This window comes from Cutibacterium avidum ATCC 25577, assembly GCF_000227295.1.
GTDB lineage: Bacteria > Actinomycetota > Actinomycetes > Propionibacteriales > Propionibacteriaceae > Cutibacterium > Cutibacterium avidum.
Genome location: NZ_JH165054.1, coordinates 1,466,064 through 1,490,293 on the forward strand (window position 1 = coordinate 1,466,064; position 24,230 = coordinate 1,490,293).

The 24,230-nt window shown below is 62.4% G+C and carries 22 protein-coding genes and 1 CRISPR repeat array; of the genes, 18 read left to right on the forward strand and 4 right to left on the reverse strand.

From position 1 onward, the window contains the following. Nucleotides 1–2 precede the first annotated feature (2 nt). The 10 genes from csb2 to HMPREF9153_RS06455 all read left to right on the forward strand — a co-directional run bounded on the left by csb2 (nt 3) and on the right by HMPREF9153_RS06455 (nt 11,057). The gene (csb2, locus tag HMPREF9153_RS06410; RefSeq protein WP_169311832.1) at nt 3–1,538 is read left to right on the forward strand and encodes a type I-G CRISPR-associated protein Csb2; all 1,536 of its coding nucleotides are present in this window, start codon (nt 3–5) and stop codon (nt 1,536–1,538) included. Continuing rightward, nucleotides 1,538–4,177 (forward strand): type I-G CRISPR-associated helicase/endonuclease Cas3g, encoded by a 2,640-nt coding sequence (cas3g, locus tag HMPREF9153_RS06415; protein ID WP_004810434.1) that lies wholly within the window; start codon nt 1,538–1,540, stop codon nt 4,175–4,177. Before csb2 ends, cas3g begins: the two co-directional genes overlap by 1 nt. Further along, the gene (locus HMPREF9153_RS06420; protein WP_004810436.1) at nt 4,174–5,208 is read left to right on the forward strand and encodes a hypothetical protein; all 1,035 of its coding nucleotides are present in this window, start codon (nt 4,174–4,176) and stop codon (nt 5,206–5,208) included. Before cas3g ends, HMPREF9153_RS06420 begins: the two co-directional genes overlap by 4 nt. Then, nucleotides 5,195–6,793 (forward strand): CRISPR-associated endonuclease Cas4/Cas1, encoded by a 1,599-nt coding sequence (locus tag HMPREF9153_RS06425; RefSeq protein WP_004810437.1) that lies wholly within the window; start codon nt 5,195–5,197, stop codon nt 6,791–6,793. The genes HMPREF9153_RS06420 and HMPREF9153_RS06425 overlap by 14 nt, the downstream gene beginning before the upstream one ends. Before the next feature lie 17 nt (nt 6,794–6,810). Then, nucleotides 6,811–7,092 (forward strand): CRISPR-associated endonuclease Cas2, encoded by a 282-nt coding sequence (gene cas2, locus HMPREF9153_RS06430; protein ID WP_021108269.1) that lies wholly within the window; start codon nt 6,811–6,813, stop codon nt 7,090–7,092. Nucleotides 7,093–7,270: 178 nt separating this feature from the next. Beyond that, nucleotides 7,271–7,827: a CRISPR direct-repeat array (repeat unit 36 nt; unit sequence GCCTCGGCTTAACTGCCGAGGCAACTTCGTTGAGGC). A gap of 134 nt (nt 7,828–7,961) precedes the next feature. Further along, the gene (gene folP, locus HMPREF9153_RS06435; RefSeq protein WP_290126013.1) at nt 7,962–8,756 is read left to right on the forward strand and encodes a dihydropteroate synthase; all 795 of its coding nucleotides are present in this window, start codon (nt 7,962–7,964) and stop codon (nt 8,754–8,756) included. A gap of 86 nt (nt 8,757–8,842) precedes the next feature. Next, complete coding sequence (folB, locus tag HMPREF9153_RS06440; RefSeq protein WP_004810442.1) at nt 8,843–9,205, forward strand: dihydroneopterin aldolase; 363 nt, start codon at nt 8,843–8,845, stop codon at nt 9,203–9,205. Next, nucleotides 9,202–9,759 (forward strand): 2-amino-4-hydroxy-6-hydroxymethyldihydropteridine diphosphokinase, encoded by a 558-nt coding sequence (folK, locus tag HMPREF9153_RS06445; RefSeq protein ID WP_004810444.1) that lies wholly within the window; start codon nt 9,202–9,204, stop codon nt 9,757–9,759. Before folB ends, folK begins: the two co-directional genes overlap by 4 nt. Then, nucleotides 9,756–10,295: a DUF3180 domain-containing protein gene (locus HMPREF9153_RS06450; protein ID WP_004810445.1), complete on the forward strand. Its 540-nt coding sequence runs from the start codon at nt 9,756–9,758 to the stop codon at nt 10,293–10,295. The genes folK and HMPREF9153_RS06450 overlap by 4 nt, the downstream gene beginning before the upstream one ends. A gap of 84 nt (nt 10,296–10,379) precedes the next feature. Next, on the forward strand, nt 10,380–11,057 hold the full coding sequence (locus HMPREF9153_RS06455) for a hypothetical protein (protein WP_004810446.1): 678 nt from the start codon (nt 10,380–10,382) through the stop codon (nt 11,055–11,057). Between the two features lie 94 nt (nt 11,058–11,151). On the opposite strand, the gene HMPREF9153_RS06460 is transcribed toward HMPREF9153_RS06455, so the two are convergent. After that, the gene (locus HMPREF9153_RS06460) at nt 11,152–12,270 is read right to left on the reverse strand and encodes an NADH-quinone oxidoreductase subunit D-related protein (protein WP_036910031.1); all 1,119 of its coding nucleotides are present in this window, start codon (nt 12,268–12,270) and stop codon (nt 11,152–11,154) included. Between the two features lie 199 nt (nt 12,271–12,469). On the opposite strand from HMPREF9153_RS06460, the gene HMPREF9153_RS06465 reads away from it, so the two are divergent. Both HMPREF9153_RS06465 and HMPREF9153_RS06470 read left to right on the forward strand, forming a co-directional pair. Continuing rightward, entirely contained in the window at nt 12,470–12,787 is a 318-nt protein-coding gene (locus HMPREF9153_RS06465; RefSeq protein ID WP_004810449.1) for a histone-like nucleoid-structuring protein Lsr2, read from the forward strand. 260 nt (nt 12,788–13,047) lie between these two features. Continuing rightward, nucleotides 13,048–15,579, forward strand: coding sequence for an ATP-dependent Clp protease ATP-binding subunit (locus tag HMPREF9153_RS06470; protein WP_004810452.1), 2,532 nt, complete (start codon nt 13,048–13,050; stop codon nt 15,577–15,579). Between the two features lie 64 nt (nt 15,580–15,643). Here the strand turns inward: HMPREF9153_RS06470 and HMPREF9153_RS06475 are convergent, their stop codons facing one another. The 3 genes from HMPREF9153_RS06475 to HMPREF9153_RS06485 are packed head-to-tail and all read right to left on the reverse strand — an operon-like array spanning nt 15,644 to nt 18,416. Continuing rightward, nucleotides 15,644–16,672, reverse strand: a complete 1,029-nt coding sequence (locus tag HMPREF9153_RS06475; RefSeq protein ID WP_004810454.1) for a DUF2891 family protein — start codon at nt 16,670–16,672, stop codon at nt 15,644–15,646. Further along, the gene (locus HMPREF9153_RS06480) at nt 16,669–17,655 is read right to left on the reverse strand and encodes a DUF979 domain-containing protein (RefSeq protein WP_004810456.1); all 987 of its coding nucleotides are present in this window, start codon (nt 17,653–17,655) and stop codon (nt 16,669–16,671) included. Before HMPREF9153_RS06480 ends, HMPREF9153_RS06475 begins: the two co-directional genes overlap by 4 nt. Next, nucleotides 17,652–18,416, reverse strand: coding sequence for a DUF969 domain-containing protein (locus HMPREF9153_RS06485; RefSeq protein WP_004810459.1), 765 nt, complete (start codon nt 18,414–18,416; stop codon nt 17,652–17,654). Before HMPREF9153_RS06485 ends, HMPREF9153_RS06480 begins: the two co-directional genes overlap by 4 nt. A 128-nt stretch (nt 18,417–18,544) precedes the next feature. Between HMPREF9153_RS06485 and HMPREF9153_RS06490 the strand changes: the two genes are divergently transcribed. The 6 genes from HMPREF9153_RS06490 to HMPREF9153_RS06515 all read left to right on the forward strand — a co-directional run bounded on the left by HMPREF9153_RS06490 (nt 18,545) and on the right by HMPREF9153_RS06515 (nt 24,226). Further along, nucleotides 18,545–19,315, forward strand: a complete 771-nt coding sequence (locus tag HMPREF9153_RS06490) for a LamB/YcsF family protein (protein ID WP_004810461.1) — start codon at nt 18,545–18,547, stop codon at nt 19,313–19,315. Beyond that, complete coding sequence (locus HMPREF9153_RS06495) at nt 19,312–19,932, forward strand: 5-oxoprolinase subunit B family protein (RefSeq protein WP_004810462.1); 621 nt, start codon at nt 19,312–19,314, stop codon at nt 19,930–19,932. Before HMPREF9153_RS06490 ends, HMPREF9153_RS06495 begins: the two co-directional genes overlap by 4 nt. After that, the gene (locus HMPREF9153_RS06500) at nt 19,929–20,801 is read left to right on the forward strand and encodes a 5-oxoprolinase subunit C family protein (protein WP_004810465.1); all 873 of its coding nucleotides are present in this window, start codon (nt 19,929–19,931) and stop codon (nt 20,799–20,801) included. The genes HMPREF9153_RS06495 and HMPREF9153_RS06500 overlap by 4 nt, the downstream gene beginning before the upstream one ends. A 71-nt stretch (nt 20,802–20,872) precedes the next feature. Further along, the gene (locus tag HMPREF9153_RS06505) at nt 20,873–22,360 is read left to right on the forward strand and encodes a DHA2 family efflux MFS transporter permease subunit (protein WP_036979676.1); all 1,488 of its coding nucleotides are present in this window, start codon (nt 20,873–20,875) and stop codon (nt 22,358–22,360) included. Nucleotides 22,361–22,427: 67 nt separating this feature from the next. Continuing rightward, on the forward strand, nt 22,428–23,327 hold the full coding sequence (locus tag HMPREF9153_RS06510) for a TIGR01777 family oxidoreductase (RefSeq protein ID WP_004810470.1): 900 nt from the start codon (nt 22,428–22,430) through the stop codon (nt 23,325–23,327). Continuing rightward, nucleotides 23,324–24,226 carry a rhomboid family intramembrane serine protease gene (locus tag HMPREF9153_RS06515; protein WP_004810473.1) on the forward strand — a complete coding sequence of 301 codons (903 nt, stop codon included), beginning with the start codon at nt 23,324–23,326 and terminating at the stop codon, nt 24,224–24,226. Before HMPREF9153_RS06510 ends, HMPREF9153_RS06515 begins: the two co-directional genes overlap by 4 nt. Nucleotides 24,227–24,230: the final 4 nt, after the last annotated feature.

Below are 24,230 nucleotides of genomic sequence, written 5' to 3' on the forward strand. Positions count from 1 at the left end.
CCGTGACCGCGTTCACCATCACCGCTCGTTTCCCGTTAGGGGTTTATCAAGGGCATTCGCCCGACGGTGTGACGTCGGATCGGTTCCCCTCAACCTCGCGATTGTTCTCGAGCATGGTTCACGCAGCGAGCAAGGGATCAACGGCTGAACCTCGCGGCGCAGATTTACGCATGTCCGAGGCGAGTGCGACGGCCCTGCAGTGGGTGGAGAACAATCCGCCCGAGGTCTGGACGCCACGCGGACGCTTCGAACCTTTCGGGCACGACGTCGAGATCACCTCGTATCGCCCTGAGGCCACTTTCGATAAGAGCGTGCTCAAGAAACGCCCCAAGCGCATCAGCCAAGGAGTGGCCACTGAGTTGGGTTGGTCGTGGTCGTGGGCAGACGTGCCTGACGTCGTGGCGGCAACCTTGGAAGCCATTTGCGCTGACGTGGCTTGTCTGGGGGAGCGGGAGAGTTTCGCGGTTCTCGACACCAGCCGGGCAACGGTCGAAGGGCTCACCCTGTCCCAGAAGGGTCAGCTGGGCAATCGCGGAACCAAGGTCGGGGCACCGGCAGCCGGCCGTCTGGCCGAACTTGAGGCTGCCCATGACATGGTGCTCGGGGCCAAGCCACAGACTGTGTCCAAGGACGCGGTGGCCAAGAATGAGGATCTCCACACGACTCCTGCTCCTCGCGAGCGTGTCGTCAACACCTTCTACACGGTGACTGCGGCTCCGGACCCTGACCTGCCTTGGACAAGGGCGATTCGCATCCCGATCAGTCGGCAGTTGCCTGACGACGAACTCGTCAAATGGTCTGTGGCTTTTCACCGCACGATTGCCCGGCGCATCGGATCTGAGGCACCCGCGATCGTCACGGGCAGATATCCTCGCGGATTCGCGCCACCACCAAACCGAGTCGCCATTCAGTATCTCGATCCGAATCTGCCGACCCGTGCGCGGTTCGACGGGCCCTCCTTGGCCCTTCTCATCCCGCACGGGATGGACGCCATGGATGAGTGGAGACTTCGTAGCGCCCTAGGTACCTCGATGAGGCTGGTCCTGGGCAAGTCCGGAACGCTGGAGCTTGGTGAATTCGAAGACATGTCCGTGGAGGACTTCTGGGCGCCAGTACCGAGTGGACACCGCCGGTTCTGGAAGGCTCAGCCGGCAGCCGTTCCGGAGACGGGTACTCAGAAGATCCGAGGCGGAAAGTGGACCCTCGGTCACTCCGCCCTCCTTTCCTTGGGATTCGTCTTCAAAGATCCGTCGCTTCATGTACAGAAGGGCACTGCTGGGTATCTCGAACGGATCGCCCAGGTCGTGGAGAAGGGGGCTCGGGTCTTCTCCTGCCACGCCATTCCGGATCACAGGGTCGAGAGGTATGTCCACCGTATGCCGAAGCATGTGCAGTGCATCCCGTACCAAGCGCTGCTCGACCTGGGGTCTCTCACGACTGATTCAGCTTTGACCGCCATCGGTCAGTCGCGACATTTGGGAGGCGGCCTGTTGGTGCCGGTTGACCTTCCCACGGACCTTTTCGGAGGTGAGGAGTGATGCTGGACAGCTCTGATTTTGGTGAGTTCTTCGCTGCGGTCAATGACGGGTACAGGCCTTTTGCTTGGCAGGAGCGTCTCTTGGCCGATGTCATCGAAAAGGGCTCGTGGCCCGATGTCATCGGGGCCCCGACGGGATCCGGTAAGTCAAGCGTCGTCGACGTCTTCGTCTTCGCGAATGCCCTCGTTGCGCAGGGGTCTGCGCCGAGGCTGCCCCGACGAATGGCTGTCGTCGTGGATCGGCGGGCGCTTGTCGACCATCATGCCGAACGAGCTCGGCGAATTGCCGAAGCGCTTGACGGCGCCACGGACGGGATCCTCGCCGATGTGGCCGCAGCACTCAGATCATTGCGTGTCGACTCACGTGCCGAGGCCCTGATCGTCAACGAGATGCGTGGCGCGCTGCCGCCGGAACGTGGCTGGATCGATGATCCGACGGCCTGCGCGGTCATCTGCGCCACACCCGACATGTGGGGGAGCCGTCTTCTCATGAGGGGTTACGGCTCGAGTCGTCGGGCCCGTCCGCGAGAGGCCGGTTTCCTTGGTCTTGACGCGGTGATGGTCCTTGACGAGGCGCACCTCAACCAACAGTTGCTGCTCACAGCGCGACGAGTTCGTGAGCTTCAGGACAAGTTCGAGGAACCCCTCGGGGTCCCTCATCTTCAGGTGGTTGAGACGACGGCTACTCCGAGGAATGACGGATCAGGACGGTGTGTCTCGGTCACAGCAGATGATCTCGGGGACGAATCGTTGGCAGCACGTCTCACCAGGCCCAAGCCGGTCAACCTTGTCGAGGCTCAAGCATGGCCGTCGGGCAAGTCCGCTTCGAAGAAGCACATCGCGCAGCTGGCCGAGGAAGTTATCTCCCTCAAGGATCGCCTTGGTGAAGGGACGGTTGGGTGCATCGTCAACCGCGTCGACACCGCTATCGAACTCGTGAGCAGGCTCAAGGAGACGTTCCCTGACGGCATCGGGTGCTGGGTGGGTCCCATGCGCCCCATGGACGTTGGTGAGCTCCAGCAGAACAACCCCGAACTGCTCGACTCCTCTAAAGCTCCGAAGCTGGACGTGCTGGTTGCGACTCAGACGGTGGAGGTCGGTGTCGATCTTGACCTTGCCGGCCTGGTGACGGAACTGGCACCCGGTGATGCGATTGCTCAGCGGGTGGGCCGCGTCAATCGGCGCGGGCATCGCCCGGATGGGCCAGTAACGGTCATCGTCCCTGCAGATGAGAAGGTCAGGGACTATTTGCCCTACCTTGGCGACGATCTTGTTGCTGCGAGGTCGTGGTTGCAGTCATTGGCGGATGAACCGGAGGGTTTGTCTCCGTGGCAACTGGTGTCTCATCAGCCTCCCCCGGCCCGAACTCGCCGTCCCATTCCCATGAGGCTGGAATGGCATGACGTTGAGCGGCTTTCGCACACCTCGGAGCTCCCCTTTGCCTTGGAGGATCTTGACTTGTGGATTGCCGAGGACCTCGAGCAGAACGAGCCTGAGTGCGGCTTGGTGGTGCGAGACCTTCCCGAGTTCGAGGACGATGGAGCAGGTGATGGCGTCGCCCTGTCATTGCTGCAGGCCACACCACCACATACCGATGAGGTCTTTCCTACGAAGCTCTCCGTCTTGCGAGCCCACGTGACGAAGATCCTGGACGGGACGTCACGCACCTCGCGAGCCTTTGTGTGGCGAAGTGACGTTCGGCAGGCGGAGGCTGTGTGGACTTCTTTGACTGCACCAGAAGACCTCAGGGCAGGCGACGTCGTTTGCGTCGATAAGGGCCATAGTCTGACATGGCAACGCATTGTGGTTCCGCCTGAGAACGCCAGACGTGAGGACTTCCCCACGGCATGGGGAGCAGTCGAAGACGTCCAGGTGCGCGCGTCGCGTCAGCGAGTCGGGGACATTCGGGTGGCTGACCTGGATCCTGAAGACCCTCAATTCGTGCAGGATCTCCTCGGGTGCCGTGGAGAGTGGGACATCACGCTGTCTCCGCCCGACGACAAAGGCCGCACGTCCTGGGTCGTTCTGACCCGCGCCGCCAGGGTGCTTGATGATGAGGCATCACGACAGACATGGTCGCCGTCCGACCGGGTGCCGTTGACTCAACACTCCGAGGCCGTCGCGGATCGTGCCAAGCGTTTCGCCGAAAGGATCGGGGTGTCCGAGGAAATGTGTGAGACCTTGGCACAAGCCGGCTTGTGGCACGACGCGGGAAAGGCCGATCCACGGTTCCAGTTGTTGCTGGGCAATGACGGCTCGCTGGAACCGATTGCCAAGAGCACGGGGTTGAACCGACAGCGAACCCGCCAACGTGTTGCTGCATCACCGCTGCCCCGGGGGTGGCGGCATGAGCACAAGTCCGCTGTCATGGCACTGGCCGGAGGCCAGTCGGAACTCGTCGCTCGGCTCGCTGGCACGACCCACGGAGAGGGCCGGACTCTACCTGCGTACGACATGACGCAGCTGTGTACGAGCGCAGACCCCGAGGAACTCCAACATCTCTGCAGAGTTCTGTTCGAGGAAGGCGGCTGGGACGAGTTGATCGAGTCCACGCAGGCCGAGGTTGGAGTCTGGACGACCTGCTTCCTCGAGGGCGTCCTTCGCGCAGCCGACTGCCAGGTTTCCAAGGAGGGATCATGATTCGCCTAGTCGGAGATATCACCGACGCGTCCACTCATTTCGCCCAGGTTGGTCTGGCATTGATTCTCCAGAACGCAGGAGTCAAGAATGTCCGGATTTTCTGGGAGGACGGTTCCTCAGCTCGGGCGGTGGTCACATGGGACGGCGACACTGATGTCGGTCAAATCGTCAAGGATCATGCGGCGAGATGTTGTCAGGAGGGTTCCTGGGTATCTCAGTCGGTGATCGAAGCGAGCGGGAAGAAGCCGGTTGAAGCCGGTGTGTTCAGCCCCCGCGTCACTCCGCGAAAGACTGTCGAAGACTTGGCCAAGTGGGTCACGCTTAGGCGGACCAACATCGACGCTCTCCCACTCGACCGTTTGGATATGGCAATGGTGGGTGAGCTGGGGGAACCCGCTTACTGGCATGTGTCGCACAAGGTTGCGGCAAAAGATGTCGAGCCAGACCGTGGTGCCACCCGTTGGGAGATGACAATCCGTCTCAGCGGACGGAACTTTGTGCCTGATGCCTTGCTGAAGTACGCCGGAAAGCTTGCTGACCGGGAACCAAAAGACATCCTTGACGGCCTTGTGGGAAACTCGTTGAACGATGACTTCGGAACTGGTACGACGCCACTCGGTTTCAAGAACCGAAGCGCCATGGACACGGCTACAGCATGGTGCATGTTGTGGGGGATAGCAGCCACGACCTTGGTCCCCAGATCGCTGGCGGACATCCCGTCCAGAGGCTTTGCGCAGAGTTCTGGCGCTTACCCGAGAAACCGGGTTCACCCGAGGTACGCGACATTGCCAGTGATGTCGAAACCGACGTCTGTGTGCCGCTGGTCTGGTGTCTTGCGTAGCAAGACATGGGACGAGATTGTTCAGACTGGCGATGTCGAGGATTTGTCGCCAGTGGTGATGTCCCAGCTGGTGTCTTGGGGCGTTGAGAATGGCGTTCGGTTTGAAATCGAGGTGGCTGGAAGCGCCAGTGCGCCGGAACGAAGACTCAAGGGCGGATCAGTTTTCAGGATCGCCGATGCTTGGAGATGACCCCCTTCCGATCAGTTTGGTTCTGCATGCGGTTTTTTGCCCCAGGAACGCCTGGTTGCAGGGATCGGGAGAAACGACGGACACCTACCAAGTGCAGGCCGGCACCGAGGCACACCGGGCGGTTGATGACGCCACGACCGCCCGAGACAACGAGCACCGTGCAGTGCCGGTCTACTCGGAAGCCCTGGGAGTGGTTGGTCGTTGCGACTGCGTTCGCGATCAGCCGGACGGGACCGTCGTTGTGATTGAGTACAAGACGACTCCGGTCCGGCAACAGGCCATTGTGACGCCGGCCCATCGCGTACAGCTTGCTTTGCAAGCGATGTGTTTGGAAGAGGCCGGTCATACGGTTTCGGCTGCATTCGTGTGGTTCGTCAACCACCACAAAGACGTTCGCGTTGACCTAACCGATGAGTTGAGAAATGAGGCCGCGCGTTGGGTTCGTACGACTCGTCAGCTTCTCCAGAACTCTCGACCACCGGAGCCGTTGTCCAATGACGCCAGATGTAGTCGATGCTCTCATGTCAGTGTCTGTCTTCCAGATGAGGTCAGGAGCACCGCACCTGCTCGTCGTATTTCGGTGACCAGGAACCGCGGGGTCATTGTCCACGCGACGACTCCGGGCTCGCGAGTGCAGATTCGCCGTTCCCGGGTTGAGGTTGTTCGCGGCGGGGAGGTGCTCGCAGAGCTTCCTCTCGAGAAGGTTGACGGGCTGATTCTCCATGGCAACGTTGACGTCTCGAGTGCGCTTATGCGCGAGCTTCTGTGGCGTCGAAGAACGGTCGTCTGGTGTAGCTCGCGAGGCCGGGTGATGGGCTGGGCATCTACAGCCCAGACGGTCAACGGGCTTGGCCGCGTGCACCAACACGAGATATCGGCTCAAGGGTCTTTGCCCCTTGCTAGAGGCATGATTCGTGCCAAGATTGCCAACCAAGCGACCATGCTGAGGCGCTGGTACAAGGCCGGGGATGAAGCTACTTTCTTGAGGTTCTTGCAACACAGTATTGACGAGTGTGCGTCACTGCCAGAGATCTTTGCGGTTGAGGGTCGCGCTGCAGCGGTGTACTTCGGGTTGTTCCCGATGTTTCTCAAGGACGGTAAGCGGCAGGATTGGGTCGAGCATTGGTCGGGGAGGCAGGGGCGGGGTGCTGGTGATCCTCTTAACCTCTGCCTCAACTATGCCTACGGATTGCTTCTGACTGAATGCGTCCGCGCCTTGGTCGCGTGTGGACTGGACCCTCATGCCGGGATTCTCCATTCGGCCAACCGGAACAAGCCCGCGATGGCTCTTGACCTCATGGAGGAATTCCGTCCGGTCATTGCTGATTCCGTAGTGGTATCTGCCATCAACAATGGGCAATTGAGGTTGCGATATCTCTCTTCCGGTTTGGGCGAAGCCACGCTGGACCAGCGGGCCAAGAAGGTGTTGATCACGGCCCATGAAGCACGAATGGCAACGGAGATCATCCATCCGCTGTATGGATACAAGGTTTCATGGCGGCGCGTCGTCGAAGTCCAAGCCCGATTAGTCCTGGAGGCGGTCTCGGGATCTGCTGCGCCATATCGCGGGGTGACGGTGAGATGAGTCGCCAACCTGACGAGATGGCATATCTCATTGCTTACGACATAGTGGATGATCGCCGTCGCGACATGGTTGCGAAGGTGCTTGGAGGTTATGGCAACCGTGTTCAGTACAGCGTTTTCATTGTGGTGTGTACCAAGGCTGCGCTTCTTCGGCTCCGCCGGAAGCTGACGGGGGTCATTGATTGTGAGGAGGACTCGATACTTGTAGCGCTGTTGGGGCCTGATGGAGGGGCGGACCTCTCAGTGGATTGGATAGGTCGGAGCCGAAGAGTGTTTGACGATGCTCCGGTCATCGTCTGATGCGAGAGGGTCTTGAAACACGGAATCATGTTGACCGCTCGCAGCTGCGAAGCTGGTTCTCAGAGACGGTTTGACCGAGATTTCTCGGTCTGGATCTTGATAACTACGTGTTCCTGGCGCGGGCCCCTCGCGAAGGGTTGATATTCTTCCTAATGAGAGGCGCTTGGATCGCCACGCTGCCTCGGCTTAACTGCCGAGGCAACTTCGTTGAGGCTGGTCCATAGTGCAAGGTCGAGTAGGGGGGAACGGTGGCCTCGGCTTAACTGCCGAGGCAACTTCGTTGAGGCTTGCCGCCATGACGCCACTCGGCCCAGTGATTCCTCGAGCCTCGGCTTAACTGCCGAGGCAACTTCGTTGAGGCCGGTGCACTCAGGTCCGCTCCACCGGCACCGGCGGGTCGGCCTCGGCTTAACTGCCGAGGCAACTTCGTTGAGGCCCAGCGCCACGCCCATCCAGATGTTCAGGAACGGCATGGCCTCGGCTTAACTGCCGAGGCAACTTCGTTGAGGCTGTTCGTGGGCGGGCTCCTCGGCGACGCGCTTGACTCCCGCCTCGGCTTAACTGCCGAGGCAACTTCGTTGAGGCTCTCTCGTCCCTCCCCCCGGTGTGCGCAGCCACAGGGGGCCTCGGCTTAACTGCCGAGGCAACTTCGTTGAGGCCTACGCCACACTCGCACGGTGTCGGCGCCGACAAACGGTGGCCTCGGCTTAACTGCCGAGGCAACTTCGTTGATCCTGGTCCGAGGTCGTTGAACCTTCCCGGTCGCCTCGATAACCCCCACCCGATCGACCCACCCAACCCCTTACACTTTCAGCGTGATATTTGTGGACCCCGCGAACACCAATCCGCATCCTGCCCGCACCCTCGTCATGGGTGTCGTCAACGTCACCCCCAACTCCTTCTCCGACGGAGGCATGTGGGCAGACCCCGAGGTGGCCATCCGCCACGCGCGTGACCTCGTCGCCCAAGGAGCCAACATCATCGACGTCGGCGGCGAGTCGACCCGACCGGGCACCGAACGCACCCCCGAGGACGAGGAACTGCGTCGCGTCATGCCCGTCGTCAAGGCCCTCGTGTCTGACGGGGTCACCGTATCCGTCGACACCATGCGTGCCTCCGTCGCCAAGGCGGTCGTCGAGGCCGGAGCGACGATCGTCAACGATGTTTCCGGGGGCAAGGCCGAACCGCAAGTCCTCAACGTTGTCGCCGATTCTGGCGTCGACTACGTCCTCATGCACTGGCGCGGCCAGTCCGCCACCATGCAGGACCTCACCCATTACGACGACGTCGTCGCCGACGTCATCAGCGAAACCTCCCAGCAGGTCGACGCGGCCCTGGCCGCCGGCATCGACCGCGAACGCATCATCGTTGACCCGGGTATCGGCTTCTCCAAGACGGCCGAGCAAAACTGGCAGCTCATCGACGCCGTCGACGCCTTCCAGGACGGTTTCAAGGATCTGCGCGTGCTGTGGGGGGTCAGCCGCAAGCGCTTCCTCGGCGAACTCCTCGCTGACAATGGCGAGGACCGACCTGCCCTGGAACGCGACGCCAGCACGATGGCCCTGTCGACCTACCTCGCCCTCCATCGCGCCTGGTGTGTGCGCACCCACGAGGTCCGTGCCAACCGCGACGCCATGGAGACAGTCGCCCGCCTTCTCGCCTGAGTCCGCGCCTCTTGCTGATTGACGTGTGCCTCTCCTCGCAGACGTCGTCGACAAGCCCAATTGCGGCGTACAGGTAACCTTCCGTCATGACCGATGGACAGATCACCCTGACGGGCATCCGCGCCCACGCGAACCATGGCGTCCTCCCCAGCGAGCGTGAGCTCGGCCAGCTCTTCAGCGCTGACGTCACCCTTGACGTCGACATGGACACCGACTCTGACGACATCACCAAAGCCGTCAATTATGCGACAGTCGCACAGCAGGTGCTCAACGTTCTCGCAGGGGAACCGGTGAATCTCATCGAAACCCTGGCTGGCAGAATTGCCGACACCGTTCTCGGGATGAGCCCGCGCGTTCGATCCGTCCAGGTAACTGTTCACAAGCCACATGCCCCCGTGGGCGTTGCCCTCGACGACGTGGCTGTCATGTGCCGAAAGGATGCCGAGTGAAAACCGTATTCAGCTTGGGTTCCAACATGGGAAACCCCTTTGCTCATCTGCGAGACGCCGTCCGCCTCATCTCCGAAACCCCCGGCCTTCACGACGTCGTCGTCTCACCGGTCTACGTCACTGCCCCTGTCGGGGGAGTGCAGCAGGACGACTTCCTCAATCTGGTCGTCGTCGCAACCAGTGACCTTCCACCATCAGTCTTGTTGGAGCGCGCTCACGTCATCGAAGACGCCCACGGCCGTGAGCGCACCATCCCAAATGGTTCTCGTACCCTCGACGTTGACCTCATTTGCGTCGGTGATGAAACCGTCACTACTGACGAATTGACGCTTCCGCACCCCCGAGCACATGAGCGCGCATTCGTCCTGGTGCCGTGGTCCGATGCCGACCCTGATGCCGAATTGCCCGGGCACGGCCGGATCGCTGATCTGCTGGCCACCTTTGACGCCGAAGAACTGGCCAAGGCCGTTAAACCTTATCCGCGCCAGATCGACGTGGCCGGTGTCACTGTTGCGAGAGGATGGGACGAGAGGCACGACGAGGAGGATCTATGACACGGAGCCTGCCACCGGACTGGGATGACGATCGACGCCCCGACGACGGCGATGATCCCCACGGCAATCTCGCTCCGACCGACTGGAAGGTCATCATCGTGGCAGCCCTCTGCGGAGCTGCCCTGGGATGGTTCACGCTGAGTATCTACAAGGTCAGTGACAACACCGCGCCGATCCTGCCCTGGTCGCTCCCGGTGGTCATCCTTGTCGTCGCCGTCGCGACATGGGGATATGCCAGGGCCTTTCGCGCCAAGGTCGTCGACCCCAAGCGAGAGGTCGAGGCGAACCAAGGCCTCGTGTCACTGGCGCTGGGAAAGGCCATCGCCTTGTCGGGTGCTGCTCTCGTCGGGGCGTGCATCGTGTACGTCCTCACCTACGTCTGGCACCTCAACATCCCCTACCCCCGGCAGCGGACCATCGTCGGGGCGGTGACAGCCATCACCTGCGCGATCATGGCATGGGCCGGGTGGTTTCTCGAGAACGCCTGCAAGGTGCCGAAGGGCCCGAAGGACCCGGACGAGCACTCCAAGGGGTGACAGCGACCACAATATCGCGACTCGCCAGAGTTCAGTGCTTGACGCGAAGCTCAACGGACTGTACTTGTGAACGCCTCACACGATATGATTGATCGCGTGAGCGGCGTGCATGATCTCAAACGGGTTGAAAAGGACACTGACGAGCGCAAGGGTGTGCTCGTCCTTCTTATCGCGGCAACGGTTGTCGCCATTGCGTGTGGACTGATTCCCTCCATCTGGGCGGTTCGGGCCGGCGTGCTCGTGGCCCTTGTCGGAGCGTGGGTCTCGGTCTTCATGGCGTGGCGTCAGGTCGATGCCATTCGCCAGATGCATTACGACGCCATCAAGGAACTTCGTCACGCTGCATCCGAGCAGGAAAAGCGTCACCATGCTGAGTCCATGGAGATGATCGACACCTTCTCGCGTCGTGTCGGCTCCATCTCGAAGACCCTCGCCGACACCCGCGCCAAGCTGGATCGCGCCGAGAGCGAGTTGTCGACCCTCCGTGGCGACAAGGCTGCTCTGCAGTACAAGGTCACGGTCGGTAACAAGAGGGTCGCCTCCCTCGAAATGCGTATCACCGAGCTGGAGACTGAGCTTGACGCCCTGCTGGCTGACGGCCGTTCAGGGCGCCTGGGAACCCTGCGCACCGTCACCGATGCGGGCGTCCCCACCGCTGACGAGATCTGGGAGCGCGGCAACGACGCGACCATCGCTGATCTCTCTCGCGTCGCCTTCCCTCGTCTGTCTGACGAGACTCGCGTGGCTCGCCGCCAGGCCTGACACTCAGCCGCCGAAGACCTCACGTGGGGCCCAGCCATATGGCTGGGCCCCACGCTTGTTCGCCTGAGGGGGGCTATGGGCGGTGCCCCCGTCCTCACTTGTCCAGATCTCCCAAGGTCCATCCCAGTGACGCGATGGCGGCCTCGACATCGTCTGTCCGTGTACCGGGCAGAATGGCTTCCAGGGCCTGGACGTTGGCAAAGGTGGGAGTGCGCAGCGCCATCCTCCACGGCGTCGTGCCGCCGCGAGATTCCAGCAGGTACCCGGCTCGTCCCCAAGGGGCCTCCATGGCTGTCCAGGTGCGTCCACGGGGAACCTTGATGGCCGTCGGCAGGCGCGTCTCCAGCGGCCCGTCGAGAGTCGGCAGTCGATCCAGGACCTGACGGCACAGGCCTGACGACACCGTCACGTCGTCGCACAGGGCTGCCAGCCGGGAGTAGGCGTCTCCCAGGGGCTCTGCAGCCGTCTGAGGCCAGCTCAGCTCGTCGTAAACCGGCAAACCCTTGCGAATGTCCATGTCGACGCCGCTCGTCCGTGAGACAGGACCGGAGAGGCCGTAGGCGTCGACCATCTCTGTGGGAATGACGGCGACCTCGCGAATCCCCTCGGCGGCCTCGAGGTCGGCACGCAGCCGGGGGAGGAGGGCGTCTGCCTCGTCGAGCCATTCCCGTAATCCGGGGCACCACTCCTCCTCCGGATGGATCTCAAGCCCTCCGATTCGCGTGATCATGGGATGAATTCGATTTCCTGAACACGACTGCCAGATCGTTCGTGATTTTTCAATCGCGGAAGCCATCTCATTCCCGAGGTCTGGGTCATCACAGTGATGACCCACCCATGACAAAAATGTGAGGTGTGAGGTGATTCTGCTGAACTCTGCGAGCAAGGTTCGTATCCATGTCACCCGAGTCGGCACAGTAATGCCCATCGCCTCTTCGATGACATGTGCTGCACCGGTCTCACCGATGAAAGGTGCCGTCCAGTCATGGCGTGATGCAAGCATGGGGATCTGTCGGTAATCACGAACCTCGAAGAGTTTTTCATCCCCGCGATGAAGGTTGCCGACATTTACCTGTGCCGAGGTGATGAGATCGTCCTCGACAGTTGTGGCGATACGGACCAGGCCTGGCCTCGTCGGGTGCAGCCGCCCGAGGTCAAGCCGGATCACCTCATATTCGCCATCTGGAGTTTCTGCAGGGGTTGCCAACATCATCGCTCCGACGACGAACAAGATCTTTCGCGTGGAACTGAACACACGTCAAGGATGCCTCATTACGCGCCCAGATGCACCTTCAGGACAACCTTTCGATGAAAGAGGAACAGAAGTTGCCTTGTGTTTTTCTGTGCCATGAACATAAACTGTCAGTTGAAAGCCGAAGTTGTATCTACGGCGCAAGTCTGAAAGGAATACCATGGCACAGCGTGTGCGTGTTGATCTTGTCGACGATGTGGACGGAAGCCCTGCCGAGGAATCTGTCAATTTCGCCCTTGATGGTGTCAGCTATGTGATTGACCTGTCCGCGGAGAACGCCTCCAAGCTGCGCGATGATCTGTCCAGGTGGACCGCCAATGCTCGTCGCACCGGTGGTCGCCGTACCCGTGGTCGTCGGCCCACCGGAGGCCCGACTGCCAACGAGGTTCGTCAGTGGGCCAAGGAGCAGGGTTACGAGGTCTCGGAGCGCGGACGCGTCGCCAACGAGATTCGTGAGGCCTACGATCGCGCTCACTGATCCCACTCATGTGATCCTTGACAGGGCGTGTTGGTGGCGACGCCGGAGCAGGAAGGCTCCGGCGTCGCGCTGTTCCACCCGGGTTGTGCCAGCGGCGTAAGTGGGTATCTCAGATCTGTCGTCAGCGGTTATTAGACTGACCACACAGGCCGGCGGTCCAGTGCTGTCGGTTGGTTGCATGAAAGTTTCACGCGACCGCGAGTGGATCCGTACACCGGTGTTTTCCGGTGGTTGGTCTGCTCCACATACGAGGAGAGTTCATGTTCGAACGGTTCACCGATCGGGCCCGCCGGGTCGTCGTCCTGGCCCAGGATGAGGCCAAGGCCCTGAACCACAATTACATCGGTACCGAGCACCTGCTGCTCGGGCTCATCAGCGAGGGCGAGGGCGTTGCCGCCAAGGCCCTCGAGTCCCTTGACATTTCCCTGGAGGCAGTCCGTGCCCAGGTGGAGGAGATCATCGGTCACGGCACCTCGACACCGACTGGCCACATCCCCTTCACCCCGCGCGCCAAGAAAGTCCTTGAGCTGAGTTTGCGCGAGGCCCTCCAGATGAATCACTCCTACATCGGTACCGAGCACATCCTGCTCGGCCTCATCCGTGAGGGAGAAGGCGTCGCCGCGCAGGTGCTGATCCGCCTTGGCGCTGATCTCAACACGGTGCGCAACAGCGTCCTGCAGTTGCTGCAGGGCTACCAGGGTGACGAGCGTCAGGCTGCCACCTCGGGCGCGCCTGAGGCCGGCCCGCAGCAGTCCTCGGCGACGATCCTCGATCAGTTCGGTCGTAACCTCACCGACGCCGCCCGTGACGGCGAGCTCGACCCGGTCATCGGACGCGAGAAGGAGATCGAGCGGGTCATGGTGGTGTTGAGCCGCCGTACCAAGAACAACCCGGTTCTCATCGGTGAGCCTGGCGTCGGCAAGTCCGCCTGCGTGGAGGGTCTGGCCCAGGCCATTGTGCGTGGAGATGTCCCCGAGACCCTGCGCGACAAGAAGATCTACTCCCTGGACCTCGGCTCCATGGTCGCTGGATCGCGTTACCGCGGCGATTTCGAGGAGAGGATGAAGAAGGTCCTCAAGGAGATCAAGAACCGCGGCGACATCATCCTGTTCATCGACGAGATCCACACTCTCGTCGGTGCTGGCGCTGCCGAAGGCGCCATCGACGCCGCCAGCATGCTGAAGCCGATGCTGGCCCGCGGTGAGCTGCAGACCATCGGTGCGACGACCCTCGACGAGTACCGCAAGTACATCGAGAAGGACGCCGCCCTGGAGCGTCGTTTCCAGCCGATCCAGGTGGCTGAGCCGTCGATCCCGCTGGCCATCGAGATCCTCAAGGGGCTGCGCGACCGCTACGAGGCTCACCACAAGATCACCATCACTGACGAGGCCATCACCTCGGCGGCCAACCTTGCGGCCCGTTACATCCAGGACCGCTTCCTGCCTGACAAGGCCATTGATCTCATCGACGAGGCTGGCGCCCGGATGAACATCCGCCGTATGACGGCCCCGCCGGATCTGCGCGAGTTCGACGAGCGGATCGCCCACGTGCGCGTGGAGAAGGAAGCCGCCATCGACGCCCAGGACTTCGAACGTGCTGCCGGGCTGCGCGACGACGAGAAGAAGCTACTCGCCGAGCGTGAGGCCAAGGAGGAGGAGTGGAAGCAGGGCGACGAGTCGGTTCCGGCCGTCGTCGGTCCTGACGAGATCGCCGAGGTGCTCTCCGGAGCCACCGGCATCCCGGTCTTCAAGCTCACCGAGGAGGAGTCCCAGCGACTGCTTCACATGGAGGACGAGATCGGCAAGCGTTACGTCGGCCAGGAGGACGCCGTCAAGGCGCTGTGCCGCTCCATCCGTCGTACCCGCGCCGGCCTCAAGGATCCGAAGCGTCCGGCTGGTTCGTTCATCTTCGCCGGCCCGTCCGGTGTCGGTAAGACCGAGCTCACCAAGGCGCTCACCGAGTTCCTCTTCGGTGACGAGGATGCCCTTATCACCCTGGACATGAGCGAGTACTCCGAGAAGCACACCGCATCCCGGATGTTCGGTTCCCCGCCGGGATTCGTCGGTTATGAGGAGGGCGGCCAGCTCACCGAGAAGGTGCGCCGCAAGCCATTCAGCGTCATCCTCTTCGACGAGATCGAGAAGGCCCACCCTGACATCTTCAACTCCCTGTTGCAGATCCTCGACGAGGGACGTCTCACCGACGCCCAGGGGCGTGTGGTGGACTTCAAGAACACCGTCATCGTGCTGACGACCAACCTCGGTACCCGTGACATCTCCAAGTCGGTCAACCTTGGCTTCTCCAAGGCCAACGACGCCGAGTCCAGTTACGAGAAGATGAAGGCCAAGGTCACCGAGGAGCTCAAGGGACACTTCCGCCCCGAGTTCCTCAACCGTCTCGACGAGATCATCGTCTTCCACCAGCTCACCCAGTCCGACATCCTGCGGATCGTCGACCTCATGGTGGACCAGCTGGAGGAGCGTCTGGGCGACAAGGACATGGGCATCGAGGTCACCCCGGCCGCCAAGGAGCTGCTGTCCAAACGTGGCTTCGACCCGCTGTTGGGTGCCCGTCCACTGCGTCGCACCATCCAGCGCGACATCGAGGACGTCCTGGCCGAGAAGATCCTCTTCGGCGAGGTCAAGCCCGGTCAGATCGTGGTTGTCGACGCCGCCCCGGAGGGTTCCGAGGAGCCGTTCGTGTTCAAGGGCACGGAGCGCTCCGAGCTTCCGGATGAGATCCCTGAGGAGCTCACCTCGTCGGCAGGGGACAACAACGGTCAGCAGGGCTGATCACTTGAGCACGACACTGTGGCCCGGCGCTCGATGCGCCGGGCCGCAGTGTCGTGTGTGGGTCTCAGAGCTTGGCGAGTACCGCCTGGAGGGCGAAGGACACCAGCCAATGGGTGGCCATGAAGTCGCCGTCAGTGATTTGGGAGGCCACCTCGCTGATCTGACGATCAGTGGCCACCTCGATGCGGCGACGAGCGTCGTCGTCGAGCCATGGTGTCAGCACCCGCAGCTGCCAGGCCCGCGACAGGCTCAGCCCGTACAGATGGGCGAGCTTGCCGTCGGTGCCGTCGGTCACCTCGGCGACGTCCAACAGGTTGTCGTCAGACTGTCCCAGACGCGGTAGAAAGGTATGCAGCCAAGTGCCAAACTCATCGGAGCGACCTTCGGCCCGGTAGACCCGCGCCATGAGGTGGGCTTCGCTCAATGCCGCCGACAAGAAGTCATTGCCGCTGGGCTCCCAGGACGACGGGTAGTCGGTGTCGGCGTCGAAGAAACGGTGGGAGTGCTCGACGATGGCGTCGACGACGTCGCTACGTCCCAGGGACTGGGCGGCATCGAGGCACAGGCCAATGCCGAAAGCGGTGTTGTCGTGGGTTCCGGTGCGGACGGGGAAGGTCATCGTCGGCAGCCATGCCAGCAGGTTGTCGAAGATCTGGCCTCCGAAGATCCGAGTCGCGGACGCCCACTCCGGCGAATTGCTCGTCATGGTGGCCAGCGCTGAACACTTGGCGGACAACAGCGCAGCCCATCCCCAGCCATAAGGACGCTCGTACCCGCGATGAACCCGCAGGTACTCCGCCTCCATCTGAGCATTCTCATTGGTCAGACGCGCATTGAGAAGGCCAACCAGCTCGTCAATGGTTGCGCAATCGATCGACTGGTTTGCGTGCTCGAGCAAGGTGAGGGCCGACCACTGCATGTGTGCCGAGGAATGCCAGTCCAGACAGCCATGAAAACACGGGTGGAGACGCCATGGTGTGACGTCGACGTCGTCTGGCCCCTGAGACTGGTGGGCTGAACCCCATGGGAATGGCCGATTCAGGCCGTCAATGATCGTCGTGGCCCATCCTTGGGCGTAATCGTCAACGTTCACAGCAAACCTCCTGGGAAGCAGCACAGATACATGATGAGAATGTTGCAGAACAGCAGTGGAACAGCGGTGGGGATCTGCGCCTTGATAGGACCATAACTGTCATCAAGCTCAAGCAGAGCTGCCGGGACCAGATTGAAGTTCGCGGCCATCGGGGTGCACAAGGTGCCGCAGAATCCGGCCAACATACCGATGGCGAAGATGGCAGCCATGTTGCCGTCGAAGTGCTGGATGAGTAGCGGCCACCCGACGGCAGCCGTCATCACCGGGAAGGCCGCGAAGGCGTTGCCCATGATGAGGGTGAACAAGGCCATGCCGATGCAGTAAACACAGACCGCTGCGAACAGACTTCCGGACGGTAGGATCCACGACGTGATACGTCCCACTGCGTCACCGACGCCGGCATTGCTGAATAGGGTGCCCAGGGTCGCCAGGAACTGAGGCAGGATCGCTGCCCAGCCGATGTGGCCGAGCAGCCGGTCGCCTTCTTTGAAGGGCACCATGGGGGAGCGCACCTTGAACATGATCATGGCGACGACGAGGGAGATCAGCGAAGCAGCTCCTAGGCCGATGATGGTCGCCATGCCGGTCTCCAACACCGGATTTCCGCCGAAGGACAGGTCACGCATGCCGGCCACTGCGAAGACCGCGGCGACGATCGGAATGATGAGGGCAGGCACGAACAGCTTGTTGCCGAACCTCTCGGAGAGCTCCTCCCGCTCGGCGTCAGTAGTGGTCTCGTTGGAGCCGCGGCCCGGAAAACCGCATGCCGCCAGCACGACCAGGAGGAGGACGGCGACGCCCTCCACGAGGGCCGGTGCTGTCTTGTTGACGACGAAGGTGCCGTAGCCGAAGCAGAAGGCCAGGACCGCCCAGAAGGCTGCTGATCCGGAGCGCTTCCTGTCATCGCGATCACGCATCCGGATGACGGCGATGATGAGGAAGAGGACTCCGCACAGCCAGTAGAACCATTCCACCTTGATCATTCGCGGACCCCCTGCTCAGGATTGCCGCCCGAAGGCAGGCTGACGGTGTGACCAGGCTCAGGAGTGGTGTCGACGTCGACGTCGTCCCCTCCCTCGGCGGCCATCTTGGCGAGCTTGCGATCCAGCAGCCACATCCGTGGGGCATGGATGAGGAAGGCGCAGATAGCCGTCGGGATGGCCCACAGGGCGATCTGGAGGGCTTCGAGCTTGAGGTTGTAGGTGGCATCGACGAAGCCGGTGATGAGCAGGATCGACCCGATGGCGATGAAGACGTCCTCACCGAAGAACAGTCCAATGGTGTCCGCCGAGGAGGCATAGGAGCGCAGTTTCTCCCGCATCTTGCGGGTGTAGCGAGGGTGATTGCGTCGGGCGGCAGCCTCCGCCATCGGCACGACGAGGGGACGCACCGCCTGGGCGGGCCCGCCGATGGATGACAACCCCAGTGCAGCGGTGATCTGGCGAATGGCGAGGTAGACGGCGAGGAGCTTCCCAGCTGTCATGGACTTCATCTTCGACATCAGGCGGCCGGCCTGTTGCATGAGGCCGTGGCGTTCGAGCAATCCGATGACGGGCAGCACGACGATGAAGACCGTCACGGATCGAGAACTGGCAAATCCGGTACCGAAGGTCTCGATGATCTTGACCGGCGACATGCCGGCAATGAGGCCGGCAGTGATACCGGCGACCGCGACCACGAGCATGGCGTTGAGCCGCAGCGCGAAGCCGACGACGACGATCGCCACGGCAAGCAGAACCCACATGGTGCGCTCCTCTCCTGGGTGTTTCTGGGGATTTTGTCGCGTCACTCTAGAGAGTGTGTCGGGAGTATTTCACGTCTCCATTGCCGGATCTGTCACGACGACCAGGCAGATTGCGGCAATCTTGGGTCATGGCAACTGTTGATCTCAATGCAGACATGGGGGAGTCCTTCGGGTCGTGGAAGATGGGTGACGACGAGTCCCTGCTGGGAATCGTCACCTCGGCGAATGTGGCCTGCGGGTTCCATGCCGGCGACGCCGTCGTCATGGGACGCACCTGCAAGGCCGCCGCAGAACGCGGGGTGTGCGTGGGGGCCCATGTCTCGTACCGGGACCTCGCCGGGTTCGGTCGCAGCTTCGTCGACGTAGACCCTGCACGACTGCGTGACGAGGTCATTTACCAGCTGTCGGCGCTGCGCGGGGTTGCCGCGGTTCATGGCGCGTCGGTGCGCTACGTCAAGCCTCATGGCGCCTTGTACAACACGATCGTCCACCACGAGGCACAGGCCAGAGCTGTCGTCGAGGCGATCGTCGCCGTCAATTCCGCCACGGATTCTGACGTGGCCATCCTCGGTCTGCCCGGCGCCCTCGTCCTCGACCTTGCTGAGCAGCAGGGAGTGCGAGCCCTGCGTGAGGCCTTTGCTGATCGCGCCTATAACCCGGACGGCACCCTGGTGTCGCGTAGCCAGGAGGGATCGGTGTTGCACGACCCCGACGAGGTCGCCGAGCGGGTCGTCAAGCTCGTGACCCAGGGGGTGGTGACCGCCATCGATGGCACCGAGGTGAGCATCCAGGCCGATTCGGTGTGCGTCCACGGTGACACCCCGGGTGCTGTCGCGATGGCCACGGCGGTGCGCGATCGTCTCGCTGCTGCCGGCGTCGAGCTGCGGGCTGTCGCATGAGACTGCGGCCGGCCGGGCGGGCGGCGGTTCTCGTCGAACTGGACGACGCCGGTCAGCGTCGGCGTCTGCATCGCGCCCTGAGTGACCACCCGGCTGAAGGGACGGTGGATCTCGTACCGGCCCAGACGACGGTGCTCGTCCAGGTGGAGTCTGCTGATCTGTTGCCGGGAGCCGTCGCCCATGTCCAAGACCTGCTCGCCGGGGGATTGGACGCTGTCGAGGAGGGATCGCGGGAGCCCCTCCCGGTGCCCGTGCGCTACGACGGACTCGATCTGTCGGACGTGGCAGATCTGCTCGACATGACGACCGACGAGCTGGTGAAGCACCACAGCGACCAGCTGTGGACGGTGGAGTTCGCAGGATTCATGCCTGGGTTCGGGTACATGTCCGGGGTGGACTGGCCCTACCGGATTCCACGTCGGTCCAGCCCTCGAACCCGGATCCCACCGGGCAGTATCGCCCTGGCCGACGGATTCACCGGGGCTTACCCGCAAGCGTCCCCGGGCGGTTGGCAGATCATCGGGACGACTGAGGTGACGCTGTGGAACGAGAACGCTGACCCGCCGGCCCTGCTGTTGCCGGGTGCCGTCATCAAGTTCGAGGCGGTGACCTCATGACTCACTTCGTCGTGCAGATGGCCGGGCCCAGAACCCTCGTCGAGGATGCTGGACGTCGCGGATGGGCCGATCTGGGGATCAGCGGCTGCGGGGCGTGGGATCGTCGCGCCTATCGGGAGGGAGCTCGTCTCGTCGGTAACGCAGCCGGTCTCGGGTGCCTGGAAGTTCTGCTCGGTCCAGTGCGTCTGACGTGCATCGGAGGGCCTGTCCTTATGGCTGCGACAGGGGCAGACGTCGAGATTGATCTGGATGGATCACCACGTCCCAACGGCCGTGGATTCCTCGTCGCCGATGGTCAGACGCTGACGGTTGGTGCGCCGGAAACGGGATTACGGAGTTATCTGTCCGTCACCGGGGGCATCAGTGCGACGCCGACCTTCGCCAGCGTCTCGGCTGACCCGACCCGAGGGATGGGACCAGCCCCGCTCAAGACGGGAGACGTCGTCACCGTTGGGGATGGACCAGCCGGCGTCATCGCCACGAAGCCTGTCAACGTCGGCCCCGCGCCACAAGAACTCATCCTCCACGGCGTATGGGGGCCGCGCGACGACTGGTTCACTGACGCTGGCCGACGCGCTCTCGAGGAGGCGACATGGCGGGTCAGAGAGGCGAGCGACCGCGTCGGGACGCGACTGGAAGGGCCGTCCCTGGAGCGAGCAGTGACGGGGGAGTTGACGAGTGAGCCGGTGGTGCGAGGAGCGATCCAGGTGCCCACCTCGGGTGTGCCCCTGGTCTTCGGTCCGGATCATCCGACGACCGGTGGGTACCCAGTTATCGGGGTTGTCGACCCCGACGACGCAGACCGTCTTGCCCAGGCCCGAGCCGGGGTCGTCGTGAGGTTTCGGATGTCATCGCAGCCGTGGCGATGACACGTTCCCGGGATAATCCGCCGGGGTATCATCGGCCCTTGCCCTAACCTCTTCGCCCCCTAGGAGACCTCTTGTCGTCCGAGCAATCGCCAGTCGTGGACGTCGATCGCCTTGCCCGGGACCGAGATGGAAATGTCGTCACCGAGAAGCAGGCATGGAGCGCTCTGTGGGCCCTCCTCGTTGGCTTCTTCATGATCCTCGTTGACACGTCGATCGTCACGACCGCACTGCCAGCGACCATCCGCGCCCTCAACGCCAATCTCAACCACGGCGTGTGGATCACCAGTGTCTATCTGCTCACCTACGCCGTCCCGCTGCTGATCACCGGACGTATGGGTGACCGGTGGGGCCCGCGTCGCATGTACCTCATTGGCATGATCGTCTTCGGAGTTTCCTCGCTGGCTTGTGGTCTCTCCCCGACGATCGAGGCTCTCATCGCCGCTCGTGCGGTTCAGGGAATCGGTGCTGCCCTCATGACCCCGCAGTCCCTGTCGATGATCACCCGACTCTTCCCACCGGAGAAGCGCGGCGCCGCCATGGGCCTGTGGGGAGCCACGGCAGGTGTGGCCAGCTTCGTCGGCCCGGTCCTCGGCGGCATTCTCGTCGACACCCTGGGCTGGGAGTGGATCTTCTTCGTCAACGTTCCGATCACCATCATCGGGCTGTGGCTGGCCATCCGAAACGTCCCTGCCCTGGAGACTCATGGTCACGCCTTTGACTGGTTGGGCGTCATCCTGTCGGGTATCGGCATGACCTTGCTCGTCTTCGGTATTCAGGAGGGCGAGCAGTACAACTGGGGGACGATCACCGGCATCATTTCCGTACCCCTGCTCGTCATCCTCGGCGTGGTTTTCATGGTGCTCTTCGTGGTCTCCCAGACCGAATGGGCGCAGGACCATCTGCACGCTCACGCCAGCGACTTCGAACCACTGGTTCCGCTGCGTCTGTTCACCAAGCGCAACTTCACCCTCGCCAATATCGCGATCTTCCTGGTCGGCATGCTCGTGACTGCCTACTTCATGCCGACCACTGTGTACCTGCAGAACGTGCGTGGCAAGTCCCCGACGATCGCCGCCCTGCTGCTCATACCCACCGCCGTCTTCTCTGGTGCGCTGTCTCCGGTGGTTGGACGGGTGCTCCAGCGCCGCTCGTCGGGGCGAATGGCCACCATCGGCGTGGCTCTCTACGTGATTGCCTCGATCGGATGGTGGCTGTTCATGGTGCCGTCAACTGGGGTGTGGGTCTTCCTGCTGCTGTCGGTCGTCACCGGTATCGGTTCGGCCATGATGTGGAGCCCGATCTCGCTGGTGGGCACTGACAATCTCGGTCAGGCTGACGCCGGAGCCGGTTCAGGAGTCTTCAACGCGACTCGTCAGGTCGGTTCGGCCCTTGGCTCGGCCCTCATCGCCATGATGATGGATGCTCGAATCATGGCTCGTCATGACCTGGGGCGAGGGCTCGGCGAGTCGATGTTCATCACCATCATCGCCGGCACGATCTGCGTCATCGTCTGCGCCTTCTTCGCGAACTTCCAGCGGTCATCTCAGCACAATTCCTGACGACAATCCTGTGTGAGGCAGGTGTACGGCGTCGGGGTGCCTTTCGCTCGCCCCGTAGGATGACCACATGAAGATTGCCATCGGAGGGTTTGCCGGTCTCATCGGCACAGCGCTGGTTCAGCGGCTGCGCAAGGAGGGGCATGACGTCGTCACACTGACACGTCATGAAGCCATCCAATCCTCTGACCGCAGGTGGGATCTCGACACCTTGTCCATCGCCCCGCCATTCCTCGACGATGTTGACGCCGTGGTGAATCTGGCTGGAGCCCCCATCGCCGGGGGACGCTGGACCGACGAACGCAAGACCCGCATTTTGGCATCTCGTATCGACTCGACTCGTCTCATCGTGCGAGCCCTGGCATCCTCGCCACGCTGCCGGATTTTTATCAACGGATCGGCCGTTGGCTATTACGGCCCTGGTGGTGATGAATGGCTCGACGAGAATGACCCCGCCGGCGAAGGGTTCCTGGCCGAGGTCTGCCAGCGGTGGGAAGCAGCCGCGTGCGCCGCTCCCGAGGGAGTGCGCGTGGCAACCCTGCGTACCGGTCACGTCATGAGCTCGTTCGGCGGCATCCTCGGCAAGGAGCGCCCGCTCTTCCGGCTCGGATTGGGCGGCACGATCGGTGACGGCAGCCAGTACATGTCGTGGATCAGCCTCCATGACCATGTGTCGGCCATGGTGCGGATCCTCACTGACGATTCCATCAGTGGACCGGTCAACCTCGTCGGACCGAATCCATGCACCAATGCCGAGTTCACGAAAACCCTGGCCAAGGCGATGCACCGGCCGTCAGCGCTGCCTTTCCCGACCCCGGCGGCGAAGATGATCTTCGGGTCCCAGCTCGTCGATGAGGCGCTGTGCTCCGGGCAGAGGGTCAAACCCGCCAAACTCCTTGATCACGGGTTCGAGTTCCGCGACACCTCCATCACCGAGTCAATTACCTTAGCACTTGCAGGACGCCGATGAGCCAGAACAACCAACGTCCCGACAACTTTTCCCGCCCCGACGAGTGGGGTTCATGGGAGGACGAGCCGAAACATGACGAACCCTCCTGGGCGCCTCCGCAGCCAGACTCCGGGCACGCAGAAAGGACGTCGAGACCAGGGTCCGAGCCATATCGCTCGGCGGAGGTCGATCCCTCGTGGGAAGCGCCCTCGGCGTCGTACCAGCAGGCAGCTCCCAGGCCTGTTGCCCGCGTGAAGCGACGCAGTGACGTCCCGGCGGTGACGTGGACCCTCATCGGTATCTGTTTCCTGGTGTGGGCCGGGGAGTGGGTCAGCCCTCAGATCCGCGACGCCGTCGTCCTGGCGCCCTTCCAGGGGTTCCACGAGCCCTGGCGATTCGTCACATCGATGTTCGGGCACGCGCTGAGCATCCTCCACATCGGCTTCAACATGTACGCCCTGTGGGCCTTGGGGCGGTCGCTGGAGCCCTTCCTGGGACGAGCCCGGTTTCTCGCCGCCTACCTGATGTCCGGTCTGGGCGGAGGAGTGTTGTTCTGCCTGATGGCCTCCCCACATGGTGATGGGAGATTCCTGCCGAACATGAATGACGGCGTCGTCGGCGCATCCGGCGCGATCTTCGGCCTGTTCGGAGTGCTGCTCATCGTGCAGCGCAGGCTCGGGGCGTCGACCCGCGACCTATGGATCGTGCTGGCCATCAATGCGGCACTGCTCTTCTTCATCTCCGGGATCGCATGGCAGGCCCATCTCGGCGGATTCATCGTCGGGCTGGCGTGTGGAGTCATCTTCTTCGAAGATCCCAAGCGCGTTCAGGCTGGCAAGTCCCCGCAGACCTGGCCGAGGATGGCAATGTTGCTGGTCGTTCTCGTGATCTTGGTGCTGCTGAAGTACTACCTGCTCTGAGCTA